The sequence below is a fragment of the Thermomonas sp. LB-4 genome, assembly GCF_036409385.1.
GTDB lineage: Bacteria > Pseudomonadota > Gammaproteobacteria > Xanthomonadales > Xanthomonadaceae > Thermomonas.
This window is the reverse complement of the sequence record NZ_JAXOFT010000019.1, coordinates 1-12,358: the sequence shown is the minus strand read 5'-3', so window position 1 is coordinate 12,358 and position 12,358 is coordinate 1. Positions and strand designations below refer to the sequence as shown.

General features: G+C 65.5%; 14 protein-coding genes and 2 tRNA genes. All 16 read left to right on the top strand.

Going from position 1 to position 12,358, the window contains the following annotated elements:
* Positions 1-70 precede the first annotated feature (70 nt).
* Complete coding sequence (gene kdsB / locus SPK54_RS10920) at positions 71-856, top strand: 3-deoxy-manno-octulosonate cytidylyltransferase (protein ID WP_330947928.1); 786 nt, start codon at positions 71-73, stop codon at positions 854-856.
* The gene (locus SPK54_RS10915; protein ID WP_330947927.1) at positions 849-1,328 is read left to right on the top strand and encodes a low molecular weight protein-tyrosine-phosphatase; all 480 of its coding nucleotides are present in this window, start codon (positions 849-851) and stop codon (positions 1,326-1,328) included. Before kdsB ends, SPK54_RS10915 begins: the two co-directional genes overlap by 8 nt.
* A 4-nt stretch (positions 1,329-1,332) precedes the next feature.
* Positions 1,333-3,201: an excinuclease ABC subunit UvrC gene (uvrC, locus tag SPK54_RS10910; RefSeq protein WP_330947926.1), complete on the top strand. Its 1,869-nt coding sequence runs from the start codon at positions 1,333-1,335 to the stop codon at positions 3,199-3,201.
* Positions 3,202-3,210: 9 nt separating this feature from the next.
* Positions 3,211-3,783 carry a CDP-diacylglycerol--glycerol-3-phosphate 3-phosphatidyltransferase gene (pgsA, locus tag SPK54_RS10905; RefSeq protein WP_330947925.1) on the top strand — a complete coding sequence of 191 codons (573 nt, stop codon included), beginning with the start codon at positions 3,211-3,213 and terminating at the stop codon, positions 3,781-3,783.
* Positions 3,784-3,830: 47 nt separating this feature from the next.
* Positions 3,831-3,906 (top strand) — tRNA-Gly (locus tag SPK54_RS10900).
* A gap of 123 nt (positions 3,907-4,029) precedes the next feature.
* A tRNA-Cys gene (locus SPK54_RS10895) sits at positions 4,030-4,103 on the top strand.
* A 176-nt stretch (positions 4,104-4,279) separates the two neighbouring features.
* Positions 4,280-5,551 (top strand): integrase arm-type DNA-binding domain-containing protein, encoded by a 1,272-nt coding sequence (locus tag SPK54_RS10890; RefSeq protein ID WP_330947924.1) that lies wholly within the window; start codon positions 4,280-4,282, stop codon positions 5,549-5,551.
* Positions 5,552-5,624: 73 nt separating this feature from the next.
* Positions 5,625-6,284 (top strand): hypothetical protein, encoded by a 660-nt coding sequence (locus SPK54_RS10885; protein WP_330947923.1) that lies wholly within the window; start codon positions 5,625-5,627, stop codon positions 6,282-6,284.
* A gap of 104 nt (positions 6,285-6,388) precedes the next feature.
* Complete coding sequence (locus tag SPK54_RS10880; RefSeq protein ID WP_330947922.1) at positions 6,389-6,607, top strand: helix-turn-helix domain-containing protein; 219 nt, start codon at positions 6,389-6,391, stop codon at positions 6,605-6,607.
* Positions 6,604-7,056 (top strand): hypothetical protein, encoded by a 453-nt coding sequence (locus SPK54_RS10875; RefSeq protein WP_330947921.1) that lies wholly within the window; start codon positions 6,604-6,606, stop codon positions 7,054-7,056. The genes SPK54_RS10880 and SPK54_RS10875 overlap by 4 nt, the downstream gene beginning before the upstream one ends.
* Positions 7,053-8,984: a DUF927 domain-containing protein gene (locus SPK54_RS10870; RefSeq protein ID WP_330947920.1), complete on the top strand. Its 1,932-nt coding sequence runs from the start codon at positions 7,053-7,055 to the stop codon at positions 8,982-8,984. The genes SPK54_RS10875 and SPK54_RS10870 overlap by 4 nt, the downstream gene beginning before the upstream one ends.
* A complete protein-coding gene (locus tag SPK54_RS10865) occupies positions 8,981-9,484 on the top strand; it encodes a hypothetical protein (RefSeq protein ID WP_330947919.1) in 504 nt (167 codons plus the stop codon). Before SPK54_RS10870 ends, SPK54_RS10865 begins: the two co-directional genes overlap by 4 nt.
* 42 nt (positions 9,485-9,526) lie before the next feature.
* Positions 9,527-9,958: an HAD domain-containing protein gene (locus SPK54_RS10860; protein ID WP_330947918.1), complete on the top strand. Its 432-nt coding sequence runs from the start codon at positions 9,527-9,529 to the stop codon at positions 9,956-9,958.
* 628 nt (positions 9,959-10,586) lie between these two features.
* Positions 10,587-11,186 (top strand): type IV toxin-antitoxin system AbiEi family antitoxin domain-containing protein, encoded by a 600-nt coding sequence (locus SPK54_RS10855; RefSeq protein WP_330947917.1) that lies wholly within the window; start codon positions 10,587-10,589, stop codon positions 11,184-11,186.
* Positions 11,183-12,040, top strand: coding sequence for a nucleotidyl transferase AbiEii/AbiGii toxin family protein (locus tag SPK54_RS10850; RefSeq protein WP_330947916.1), 858 nt, complete (start codon positions 11,183-11,185; stop codon positions 12,038-12,040). Before SPK54_RS10855 ends, SPK54_RS10850 begins: the two co-directional genes overlap by 4 nt.
* A gap of 9 nt (positions 12,041-12,049) precedes the next feature.
* A complete protein-coding gene (locus SPK54_RS10845; protein WP_330947915.1) occupies positions 12,050-12,340 on the top strand; it encodes a type I restriction-modification system subunit M N-terminal domain-containing protein in 291 nt (96 codons plus the stop codon).
* The last annotated feature ends 18 nt before the right edge of the window (positions 12,341-12,358 follow it).

Genomic DNA, 12,358 nt, shown 5'->3' with positions numbered 1-12,358 from the left:
CAGCGGCCCGGGCCCGCGCCGGGCGGCCACGCTCACCCCCGGCAGTCGCCGACCGGCGATAATCGCGACCATGCAGACTCCCGATTTCATCGTCGCCATCCCCGCGCGCTACGCCGCCTCGCGCCTGCCGGGCAAACCGCTGCAGCCGATTGGCGGCGATCCCATGGTGCTCCACGTCGCGCGCCGGGCGCTGGCCGCGGGCGCGCGCGAGGTCTGGGTGGCCACCGACGATGCCCGCATTGCCGAGGCCTTGCAGGACAGCGGCGTGCGGATCGCGATGACCTCGCCCGCGCACGCCTCCGGCACCGACCGGTTGGCCGAATGCGCGGACAGCGCCGGCTGGGCCGACGACGCCATCGTGGTCAACCTGCAGGGCGACGAACCATTCGCGCCGGCCGATGGGATCGCCTGCGTGGCGCGCGCGGTTGCGGACAGCGGCGCCGGCATCGCTACTCTGGCAACTCCCATCGACGCGGTGGAAACCCTGCTCGACCCGAACGCGGTCAAGGTGGTGCGCGGCGCCAGCGGCGACGCCCTGTATTTCAGCCGCGCGCCGGTGCCGTGGCCGCGCGATGCCTTCGCCCGCGACCGCAGCGCGATGCCGGCAGGGCAGTGGCTGCGCCACATCGGCATCTACGGCTATCGCGTGGCCGCACTGCGCGCGTTCGCGGCGCTGCCGCCGGGCCGGCTGGAACAGGTCGAAGCGCTGGAACAGCTGCGCGCGCTGGAAGCCGGCTGGCGCATCGCCGTGGCGCTGGCGCCGTCGCCTTTCCCGCCGGGCGTGGACACGCCGGAGGATCTGGCGCGCGCGAACCGCATCTTCAAGCAACAGAGGTCAGGAATCGATCATGGCTAGAGCCACCGGCATCCTCATGGTGTGCCTCGGCAACATCTGCCGCTCGCCCACCGCCGAGGGCGTGCTGCGCCTGCGGCTGGAGGAGGCGGGCCTGTCGGCGCGCGCGCGGGTGGACTCCGCGGCCACCGGCAGTTCCCACATCGGCCACCCGCCGGACGAGCGCGCCATCGCCTGCGCGGCGAAGCACGGCGTGGACATTTCCGCGCTGCGCGCGCGCCGGCTGGCGCTGGAGGACTTCGACGAGTTCGACACCATCCTGTGCGCCGACCGCACCATCCTGCACGACGCGCGTATGCGCAAGCCGCGCACCTCGCATGCGCAGGTGGAGCTGCTGCTGGAATGGAGCGGGGTCGGCAAGAAGGACGTGCCCGATCCGTACTACGGCAACGCACGCGACTTCGAACACGCGTTCAAGCTGGTCGATGCGGCCGCGCAGGGCATCGTGGAGCGGGTGCGCCAGGGCCGGTTCTGAGCGGATGGGCAAGCGCAAGCCGCCAGCACCGGAATTCGACGGCCGCGCCTTCGCGGCGGCGCAGCCGCTGGCGCCGGGGGTGTACCGGATGTTCGACGCCGCCGGCGGCCTGCTGTACGTCGGCAAGGCGCGCGCCCTGCGCAACCGCGTGGGCAGCTATTTCAACGCCACCCCGAAACCCACCCGCATCATGGCGATGCTGGCGCAGGTGGCGCGCATCGAAACCACCGTCACCCGCAGCGAGGCCGACGCGCTGCTGCTGGAAAACCAGCTGATCAAGTCGCTGCAGCCGCGTTACAACGTGATGCTGCGCGACGACAAGAGCTATCCCTTCGTCCTGCTCACCAAGGAGCAGTGGCCGCGGCTGGCCTTCCATCGCGGTCCGCGCGCGATCCCGGGCCGCTATTTCGGCCCCTATCCAAGCGCCGCATCGGTGCGCGAGACGCTCAACCTGATGCACAAGTTGTTCCGCCTGCGCAGCTGCGAGGACAGCGTGTTCCGCAACCGCAGCCGGCCCTGCCTGCAGTACCAGATCGGCCGCTGCAGCGCGCCCTGCGTGGGGCTGGTGGATGCGGGCGACTATGCCGAATCGGTGCGCCGCGCCACCCTGTTCCTGGAGGGGCGCAGCCAGGAGCTTGGCGATGAGCTGGCAGCAGCGATGCAGGCCGCCAGCGACGCGCTGGAGTTCGAGCAGGCCGCACGCCTGCGCGACCTGATCGCCACGATCCGCAAGCTGCAGGCGCGCCAGTACGTCGACGGCCGCAGCGCCGACCTCGACGTGCTGGGCGTCGCCATGCAGGGCGCCTCGGCCTGCGTGCTGCTGCTGGCGTTCCGCGACGGGCGCAACCTCGGCACCCGCGCCTTCTTCCCGAAGACCAACGGCGAGGACAGCGCCGCCGAGGTGCTGGCCGCGTTCGTGTCGCAGTACTACGCCGAGCAGCCGCCGCCCGCGGAAATCGTGCTGGACGGCGACATCCCGGAGCGCGAGCTGATCGAACAGGCGCTCACCGAGCATGCCGGGCGCCGGGTCGAGCTGCGCACCAGCGTGCGCGGCGAGCGCGCGGCGCATCTGGAGCTGGTGCGCCGCAACGCGCAGTTGACGCTTGCCACCGAGCTGGCCAGCAGCAGCGCGCAGCAGGCGCGCGCGCAGGCGTTGCAGGCACTGCTGGGCCTGCCGGCGCTGCCGGCGCGGATCGAGTGCTTCGACATCAGCCACACCATGGGCGAGGCGACCGTGGCCTCGTGCGTGGTGTTCGACGCGCAGGGGCCGGTGCGCAAGCAGTATCGCCGCTACAACATTGCCGGCATCGAGCCCGGCGACGACTACGCTGCCATGCACCAGGCATTGCAGCGACGCTTCCGTCCCGCCGCCGAAGGCGAGCCCGATGCGGTGCTGCCCGACGTGCTGCTGATCGACGGCGGCGCGGGGCAGGTGGCGCAGGCGCGCGACGTGCTCACCGATGCCGGGATTACCGGCATCGCTCTGGTGGGCGTGGCGAAAGGCCCTGAACGCAAGCCCGGCGCCGAGACGCTGCTGTTGCCGGACGGGCGCGAGGTGCAGCCCGGCGCGGCGTCGCCCGCGCTGCAGCTGGTGCAGCAGGTGCGCGACGAGGCCCATCGCTTCGCCATCACCGGTCATCGCGGCAAGCGCCAGAAGGCGCGCAGCTCCAGCCGCCTGGAGGACATCGCCGGCATCGGCCCGCGCCGGCGCGCGGCGTTGCTCAAGCACTTCGGTGGCCTGCAGGGGTTGAAGGCCGCGCCGGTGGATGCGCTGGCCAAGGTCGAAGGCATCAACCGCGCGCTCGCGCAGCGCCTGTGGGACAGCCTGCATGGGCTCGCCACCGATGCCGCCAGCGGCGGGGACGGCAAGTAGAATGCGCGCATGACCCTGACCATTCCGACCTGGCTGACGCTGGCGCGCATCGCCTTGATCCCGGTGCTGGTGGTGATGTACTACCTCGAGTACCGCTGGTCCAACGTGGCGGCGACCGCGGTGTTCGTGGCGGCGGCGGCAACCGACTGGCTGGACGGCTGGATCGCCCGTCGCTACCGCCAGTTCTCCAAGTTCGGCGCCTTCCTCGACCCGGTGGCCGACAAGCTGATGGTGTCCACCGCGCTGGTCATCACCGTGCAGCACCACCACACGATCTGGATGGCGCTGTGGGCGAGCGTCATCATCGGCCGCGAGATCGCGGTGTCGGCGCTGCGCGAGTGGATGGCGGAACTGGGTCAGCGCGCCAAGGTGGCGGTGGCGTTGGTCGGCAAGATCAAGACCACGGTGCAGATGATCGCGCTGGGCTTCCTGCTCTACCGCGAGCCGCTGCTGGGCATCCCCGTCTTCGTGATCGGCGAATGGCTGCTGGCGGCGGCCGCCATCCTGACCCTGTGGTCGGGTTTCGAGTACGTGCGCGCGGCCTGGCCGGCGCTGCGCGCGGATGACGAAAAAAGTTTGTGAGAGGGTGTTGACGCACTGAAAAAAGCCCGTAGAATGGCGGGCTCAACGCGGGAATAGCTCAGTTGGTAGAGCACGACCTTGCCAAGGTCGGGGTCGCGAGTTCGAGTCTCGTTTCCCGCTCCAGATTCAAGAAGCCCCGTTCGCGGGGCTTCGTTTTTTCCGGGACATGTCCCGGTGCGCACGCAGGTTGTCCGATGTCGCCAGAGGTCGCGCGATGTGGAAGAATCGAAGTGCGAAACGTCATCCGGCCGGGTGGCAGAGTGGTTATGCAGCGGACTGCAAATCCGCGTACGCCGGTTCAATTCCGACCTCGGCCTCCAAATCGACTTCCCGTAACTCCACGGAAGTACCTGAAACCCCGCTCTGGCGGGGTTTTTTGTTGTAGGCTCGCCACGTAGTGTCACCTCCATACCGTCAAGATCACCCAATTTTGACGGTACAGGTGACGGTAGTTGGGCTGGTAAGGCAGTGACCTACCGCCAAAACGGGGTGAGTGATGCCGAAACGAATACTGCCGCTGTCTCCGTCTCAGGTCGCCAACGCGAAGCCCAAGGCTGGGGCGTACAAGCTGCGGGATGGCGGGGGGTTGTTCCTCCTCGTTGAACCCAGCGGATCCAAGGCATGGCGCTTGGACTACCGTCGCCCCGTTACGGGCAAGCAGAACACCTTGTCACTGGGCACCTACCCTGAGGTCTCCCTCAAGCGTGCGCGTGAGAAGCGCGAAGAGGCTCGCGCGCTGCGGGCGGATGGCATTGATCCGGGGGCGCAGCGCGTTGCTCACAAGCGTGCAGGACTCGATCGCGCAGCCAATTCATTCGAGGCCGTCGCGCTAGAGTGGCTTGAGGTGAAATCCACGGAATGGGTGGAGGAGACCACCAAACGCGCCACAGCATGGCTGGAGAACAACGTGTTCCCCATCATCGGCAAGCGGCCTATGGCGGAGTTGGAGTACGACGCACCCGCACTCCTGGATGTGCTGCAACGGATGGTGAAGCGAGGCGCAGTAAATTCGGCCCATCGGGTCCGCGAGCACATGGGTGCCGTGTTCCGTTATGCGATCGCAACGGGACGGGTGAAGCACGACCCTGTTGCAGACCTGCGCGACGCCTTGCCGAAGTCCCAGGGTAAGAACTTCGCGGCGTTGACCAAGCCCGATGACATAGCGGCGCTGCTTCGCGCCATTGACGGCTATCAAGGCTGGCCGGTCACGCGGGCGGCACTCCTCCTGTCGCCGTTGGTGTTCCAGCGACCGGGTGAATTGCGCCAGGCTGAGTGGGAGCACATTGACCTCGAAGCGGCAGAGTGGAAGGTGCCTGCCGCCGTGCAGAAATTGAAGAAGGCGCAGAAGGAAAGCGCGCGAACCCCAGACCACATCGTCCTGCTCTCGACGCAGGCGGTGGCAATTCTGGAGGAGCTGAAGGCGTTGACCGGGCGGGGGCGCTATGTGTTTCCGGGTGCAAGGGACCGCAACCGCCCCATGTCGAACAACGCCGTGCGCAGCGCCCTGCGTAGGCTGGGCTACACCGGCGATGAAATGACGCCTCACGGATTCCGCCACATGGCAAGTACGCGCCTAAACGAAATGAGCTACTGGAACCCCGATGCCATCGAAGCCGCATTGGCGCACAAGATGCCAGGAGTTCGAGGCGTATACGCCGGTCGGGCCCAGTTCCTGGAGGAGCGCCGTCGGATGATGCAGGCATGGGCCGACTACCTGGACGGGTTACGTGCCGGTAGCAACGTGGTACCCATCCGAAAAGCAAGCTGACCGAAACCCCCTGGGGCGAAGTCGCTTTGCTCGCGCGCCGCTACGCGTCGCAGTTCAGGACGGAGAAAATGCGATGGGGAAGCATGATGGCGAACGGGCAAAGCTCGTCCGCAGACGGAATCAGGATTTGATTGACGTCCTCAGGGATGTCATTCGTAGCGTGGCGCACCACGTGCCTGATGATGATTTGATCTGCGCGGAAATGGAGCTCAAGAAGGCGATCGAGCTCTATCGATCTGATTTTCCATATGCGGATAGTGTTGAAGACACTCGCTCACGGGGACCCGGAATAGGAAGCACACGAACGGCGTTGGCTAGCACGGTCGAATCGTTACGCAGTGCTCTCTCGGAGGTGAACAGGATTAACGAAGATCTTGTTGCCATGCGCTTGTTTTGTAAGAAAGTCGGCGCTCTGGGCAAGGTTAAGCGCGACTTGAAGCTGTGGGCCGATGCCGCGGCCCAAGCCTACCTAGAAGCATGTCGCCTGCCTGATCACCCCCATGATCTTGCGTCGAGGTATCTGGCAGCATCGGTTGCGCGTGTCCTGCGGGATGTGTTGAAGGGTCGCATCACAATGACCACGGACCGTAAGGCCAACGGGACGCGAGGCGGAGCGGCCTACTGCCGACTGCTGCGCGCCACGCTGGAGGCCGGGGGTGCTTCGCCGCCAGAAGACTTGTTGCCGTTGATGCAGGACGGCAGGGCCTGGCTGAGGGAATTCGACGGGGAATAGACAGATTCACCTGTCGATTAAATGGTGGGTGAACCTGTCTACTCGCCTGCCGCTACAGGCTGATGCTTCCCGGCAAGCCCTAGGGCGACACCGAGGAATGTTCAATGACCCGCAGCAAACTGACCGCGCACCCCGCTGAACCCATCCAGCCCGGTGACCTCCTGACCGAAATTGAAGCCGCTGAGGCAATGCACGTCGCCGTGCGGACCTTGCGGAACTGGCGTGCGCTGCACAAGGGCCCCCGGTTTCGCAAGATCGGACAGCGTCTTGTGCGATATCACCGTGTCGACCTTGCCGCGTTCATCAATGGATGTGAGTCGTGAATCCGGGCGCGCGTATGGGCGCCGACTTGCTGTTGTCCCGGCTGGAACGGGTGAAGCGCAGCGGCACTGGCTGGCGCGCGGATTGCCCGAACGGCCACCGAGACGCGCGGGGAACTCTGAGCATTGCCGAGGCCGAGGATGGCCGCATCCTTCTGCACTGCTTCGCCTGTGGCGACGTGGGCGCGATCCTGGCCGCGCTGGAGTTGGCAGCCGCCGACCTTTTCCCCGAGCGGGTCAAAGATCCGTCACCGGAAGGCCGTCGTGCGACCCGTGAGGAGTTCAAGCGCAATGCTTGGGCGGCAGCGCTGCGGGTGCTGGATCGCGAGGCGTGCATCGTCGCCGGCGCTGCGCGTGCGCACTTGGACGGACTGAACCTGCCGCCGTCGGACATCGAACGTCTGGCGCTGGCCATCGAGCGGATCGGGCGGGCGCGGGAGGTTCTGGCATGAACGCGTCCATCGGGTCATTGCCCGCATCCATTCGCCAACACGAAGAACGTGCAGAGCGAGACTTGGCGCTGTTGGACAGGACGAAACCGCTTGCCCCACTGCGGCGGAGCGGGGACAAGGGGGACAATGGGGACAGGGCGCCAGACTTGACATGGGAGTGCCCCCGCACGTCTCCCACGGCTGGGGGCGCTGGGGACGCCAACCCACCGCACGCACGGTTCGAGTTGCTGGAGCGTCGCGAGGGTGATCGGGCGCCAGGGGTCTACTGGCATGACGTGACGCGTGATCGGGAGGGCGCTATCACCGGACAGGCTTCGCCGGTCTGGATCTGTTCTCCTTTGAGAGTGGCGGCCATGACCCGTGATGCACAAGGCGGCGAATGGGGGCGACTGCTGGTGTTCCCCGATCGCGACGGGCAGGAGCATCGCTGGACGATGCCAATGCGGATGTTGGCGGGAAGCGGCGAAGAACTGCGGGCATCCTTGTTGTCAGAAGGATTGACAATCACAGCTTCAGGCAAGGATCGCGCCCGCCTGGTCGACTACATACAACGAGAGCGACCAAAGGTGACGGCGCGCTGCGTAAAACGCACCGGTTGGCAAGGTGATGTATTCGTATTGCCGCGCGAGACGTTCGGTGACACCGATGCCGAACCGGTGTTGTTTCAAGCGGCAACCCTGGAAGGAGTGGCGCTTGGGCAATCCGGCACGTTGTCTGGATGGATCGAACGCGTTGCCGCCCCCTGCGCCGGCAACTCCCGCCTGGTACTTGCCATCTGCGCAGGCTTTGCCGGCCCTTGTTTGGGCCTGCTTGGCCGCGAGGGGGGCGGCATCCATTTGCGAGGTGGCAGCTCAACGGGGAAGACAACGGCATTGGCGGTGGCGGCATCGCTGTTCGGTCCACCGGAATACCTGCGGACGTGGCGGCATACCGCCGTTGCCTTGGAGGGGGCTGCTGCAATGCACTCGGATCTCCTGCTTGTGCTCGACGAGATTGGTGAGTTGGAGCCGAAATATGCAGGGCAGGTGGCCTACATGCTGGCGAACGGGCAGGGCCGAGCGCGCGGCGCACGAGATGGTTCTCCCCGTGCGGTTGCCACCTGGCGCGTCCTGTTGCTGTCATCGGGCGAGGTGGCGCTGTCCGATCTGGTGACGGAATCTGGTGGCAAGGTGCGCGCGGGCCAAGAAGTCAGGGTGATCGACCTGCCAGCAGATGCTGGGGCCGGATTCGGCCTGTTCGAGGGCCTGCCCGATGGAGTGGCGCCTGGTGTTTTTTCGGATTCGCTCAAAGCCGCGGCGGCCTGCCATTACGGTCATGCGTTGCCGGCTTTCCTGCGGGCACTGACTGCAGATCCGGCGAAAGCGCGCGGGATTCTGCGTGACATGCAGGAGGTCATTGCCGAAAATTTGGCGGGTTCGGATGCCGCAGGACAAGTTCGACGCGTGGCGCAACGGTTCGCGTTGGTGGCGGCTGCCGGCGAGTTGGCATCCACGTATCGCCTGACGGGTTGGGCGACGGGTGAAGCGCAACTTGCGGCGACCGTGTGCTTCCATGCTTGGCTTGGCGCTCGCGGAACGGCTGGCGCTTCGGAACCCGCGGCGATGCTGGCGCAGGTCCGCGCGTTTCTCTCTTCTCACGGCGAGGCCAGGTTCACTGACTGGTACGCTGAGCGCACCGCGACACGCACGATCAATCGGGCGGGATTCCGCAAGTCTGGCGACAACGGGCCAACGTACTTCATCGAGACAGAGGCCTTCAGGCGCGAGGTGTGCGCCGGCTTTGATCCTGCCGCAGTAGCCGCAGCCTTGGCTGATGCTGGCGCGCTGCATCGCACGGGTGACGGGCGTCATACCTGCAAGCCGCGTCTGCCGGATGGTAGGAGCGCGCGTGTCTATGTTGTAACGCCGGTTCTGTGGAGTGATGCGTGAGCGTGGCCAATCTTCTGCGGGCGCACGGTTTCATCCCCGCCGTCCCCATTGGCGGTCAATCTCTGGGGACGCTGGAACCCTTGCAGCACGCGGTGCCCCCGCTGTCCCCAGCGTCCCCGGCCGAAGATCTGATCGACGCAGCTTCGATGTCACCGGTTACCCAGGTGCGTACCAAGCTGCTGTTGTTGGCGGCTGCGGATGATCTGCCAGCCGATCTGGTGCACGGACTGGTTGATGACGACTTGTCCACATGTAGTGGTGAAACGGATGTCACGCTGACCGCCTATCTCCGCGCGATCGCGGCTTCGCGGGCGATGGATGCCCGGCAGGTGCCTCCGGGTTGGGGTGGAGCTGCGGAAGCCATCTGCGAGGGTTGCGGGCCGGTCCTCTTGTGGCCTGGGTCGCCTTCGATGGTGAAGGCTTGCCCGTGGTGCTTCAAGCGCAAGGCTGGCAGGGAGATTCCGCGACCCGGTAAGGACGCCTTGGGGCCTGTATCGTGAAAGAGTGGCTTCCCGGAAGCCGCGAAGTTCAGCGGGGGTCCGATGCGCAAGATCATTTTTCTCGACTTCGACGGGGTGCTGCATCCCGATGGCGTCGGTTTGTTCTCCAGGCTGCCGTTGCTCGAGAGCTTCCTTTCACGGATGCCGGAGGCGGAGATTGTGGTCAGCTCCACCTGGCGAGAAGACCATACGCTCGACGAATTGCGGCAGTTCTTTTCCCCAGAACTTCGGCAACGGATTTCCGGTGTCACACCCTCGTTGGACGACGGCTATGAGCTGGGCGGCAGGCAGAAAGAGATCCAGTCCTACCTCGAGACCCAGAATCTCGATCACGATGCTTGCAGTTGGATCGCATTGGATGACATCGCGCTTTTTTTCGAAGAGGCATGCCCAAACCTTGTGCTCACTGACTCCAGCCAAGGCTTCACGGAACGGGAGGGCCAGAAGCTCCTTGAGTGGTACAGCCGCTCATAGCGCAGTCAAGCAACTCGCCGCTCGGTTGCCGGTTGCCGGTTGCCTAAAGAGGCGGATCACCGGCTGGACGGTGATTACACGGGGACGCGCGCGTGTGCGCGCATCATGGGGTTCGGCTATGACGTTACAGATCACAACCGGATGCGGACCAGTCACCTGTGGCGCCAAGACACGGGCGGGGCTTCCGTGCATGCGGAGGCCGATGCCGGGTAAGGCGAGATGTCGGAACCATGGCGGCTGCTCTACGGGACCACGAACAGCGGAGGGCAAGGCGCGGTCTGCCATCAATGCCCTGGGGCTGAATGCACGCAGATCAGCGCGAACTGCCGGCAACTGAGGTTGAACAACGGCGGACGTTGCGCGTGCAGTCGCACACCCTGCGACCACCCGGCATTACCTTCGTAGCTCGGAAGAGATCCTGGCAGGCACCATATCTACCTACAACGAGGGTATTTACGGGTAGGGTTCCGGCCAGACCACTAGGAGTTCAAGATCGAGGTGCGCTCAGGCGGGCTGGATGATGACGCCTACAAAGTGATCCTCGACGCCCTGCAAGCGGTCCGGCGATAGTCGTTCCTTTTTGTCGGTAAATGTTCAAAATCTACCTACGTTATGGAACAATGCCGGTATGTCCACGCCAAGCGCCATCGCAAAGGCACTGATCCGTCGCCAGGGAACCGCGCGTTCGCGGGAGCTGGTGGCGGCAGGTGTGGCGCGCGCGCAACTCTCCAGGCTGGTGGCCGCCGGGGAGCTGGCCCGTCCGGCGCGTGGCGTGTACGCGCTGCCCGGACAGGTTGGCAACACCGAGGACAGCGTCCTGCTGGTCGCGCGGCGCCTGCCCGAGGCGACATTCTGCCTGCTCACCGCGCTGCGCCTGCATGGGCTGAGCACCCAGGCGCCGTTCGAAGTCTGGATTGCCATCAACAACAAGTCGCGGATGCCGCAATCCAACTGGCCTCCGCTGCGGGTTGTCCGGTTTTCGGGCGCGGCGCTGACCGCGGGGGTGGAGACCCGCAAGCTCGGCAAGCAGCGCGTGCGCGTGACCAATCCCGCCAAGACCGTTGCGGATTGCTTCAAGTTCCGCAACCTGGTCGGGCTGGATGTCGCAATCGAAGCCCTGCGGGAGGCTCTGCGCGCGCGCGCGGCGAGCGTGGATGACCTGTGGAACTACGCGCAGATCTGCCGCGTGACAAAGCTGATGCGCCCTTATCTGGAGGCGCTGGCGTGAGCAAGCCGGTACCTGCGGCGAGTCGTATCGCCTCGATTCGGCAACGCCTGCTGGATCGTGCCCGCGCCCGTGGCGAGGACTTCCAGCTCGTGCTGGACCGCTTCGCTGTCGAACGGCTGCTGTATCGCCTGTCGATCTCGCCGTACCGGGACCAGTTCCTGCTCAAGGGCGCCATGCTGTTCGCGCTGTGGTTCAACCAGCCGCACCGGCCTACCCGCGATGCAGATTTCCTCGGCTTCGGCACCCCCGAGCCGGAACGGCTGGCCGGCATCATGCGGGAGTTGTGCGCCATCACCGGCGACGACGGGTTGACGTTCGATGCCGATTCGATCGACGTGGCGGCCATCCGCGAGCAAGCCGAATACGATGGCCTGCAAATCACACTGCGCGCCACGCTGGGAAGCGCGCGCTGCCATGTGCAGTGGGATGTTGGCTTCGGCGACGCTGTCACGCCTGGGCCGCAGCAGGCCGACTATCCGGTACTGCTGGACGAAATGCCGCCGCCGCGGCTGCGGACCTACCCGCGAGAGACCGTGTTTGCCGAGAAGTTAGAGGCCATCGCCACCTTGGGGATCGCCAACAGCCGGATGAAGGACTACTTCGACCTGCACGCGCTGGTGCGGGAAGGCGCGATGGACCATGCAACCTTGGTCGACGCGATCCGTGCCACGTTCCAGCGCCGCGCCACTGCGTTGCCGGATGGCGTGCCCTTCGGCCTTACCGTGACTTTTTCCAAAGACACCCAGAAGCAGGTGCAATGGGCCGCATTCCTGCGCCGAAATCGCCTTTCCGCACCTGACCTGGCGGATGTTGTGGCAACCATCCGCACCACAATCAATGCATTGCAGCTATAACCGGACCCCATGACCGACGCCATCAACAAGACCAAGCTCAACAACCTCGCCGATGACATCTGGAAATCGGCCGAACGCCTACGCGGCAAGTTCAAGGCGTACGAATACCAGAGCGTCATCCTGCCGATGATCGTGCTGCGCCGGCTGGAGTGCGTGCTGCTGGCGTGGCGCGAAGCCAAAGCCACGGAGCTCCGCAAGGAGCGCCCCGGCATCACGCCGGCCGAACTGGACAAATTGGTCAAAGGCTTGGAGCGCGCTCCAGGCGTAAGCTTCCCCGTCAAGCAGACATTTCAAAAGTAGAACCTTCGGCGGCTTGAC

Bases quoted from the DNA above. Each gene is read 5' to 3' on its own strand.
- SPK54_RS10890 (WP_330947924.1), top strand. From the start codon at position 4,280: ATGCCGAAACGAATACTGCCGCTGTCTCCGTCTCAGGTCGCCAACGCG.
- SPK54_RS10915 (WP_330947927.1), top strand. From the start codon at position 849: ATGGCTAGAGCCACCGGCATCCTCATGGTGTGCCTCGGCAACATCTGC.
- SPK54_RS10870 (WP_330947920.1), top strand. From the start codon at position 7,053: ATGAACGCGTCCATCGGGTCATTGCCCGCATCCATTCGCCAACACGAA.
- SPK54_RS10855 (WP_330947917.1), top strand. From the start codon at position 10,587: ATGTCCACGCCAAGCGCCATCGCAAAGGCACTGATCCGTCGCCAGGGA.
- kdsB (WP_330947928.1), top strand. From the start codon at position 71: ATGCAGACTCCCGATTTCATCGTCGCCATCCCCGCGCGCTACGCCGCC.
- uvrC (WP_330947926.1), top strand. From the start codon at position 1,333: ATGGGCAAGCGCAAGCCGCCAGCACCGGAATTCGACGGCCGCGCCTTC.
- SPK54_RS10880 (WP_330947922.1), top strand. From the start codon at position 6,389: ATGACCCGCAGCAAACTGACCGCGCACCCCGCTGAACCCATCCAGCCC.
- SPK54_RS10860 (WP_330947918.1), top strand. From the start codon at position 9,527: ATGCGCAAGATCATTTTTCTCGACTTCGACGGGGTGCTGCATCCCGAT.
- pgsA (WP_330947925.1), top strand. From the start codon at position 3,211: ATGACCCTGACCATTCCGACCTGGCTGACGCTGGCGCGCATCGCCTTG.
- SPK54_RS10885 (WP_330947923.1), top strand. From the start codon at position 5,625: ATGGGGAAGCATGATGGCGAACGGGCAAAGCTCGTCCGCAGACGGAAT.
- SPK54_RS10845 (WP_330947915.1), top strand. From the start codon at position 12,050: ATGACCGACGCCATCAACAAGACCAAGCTCAACAACCTCGCCGATGAC.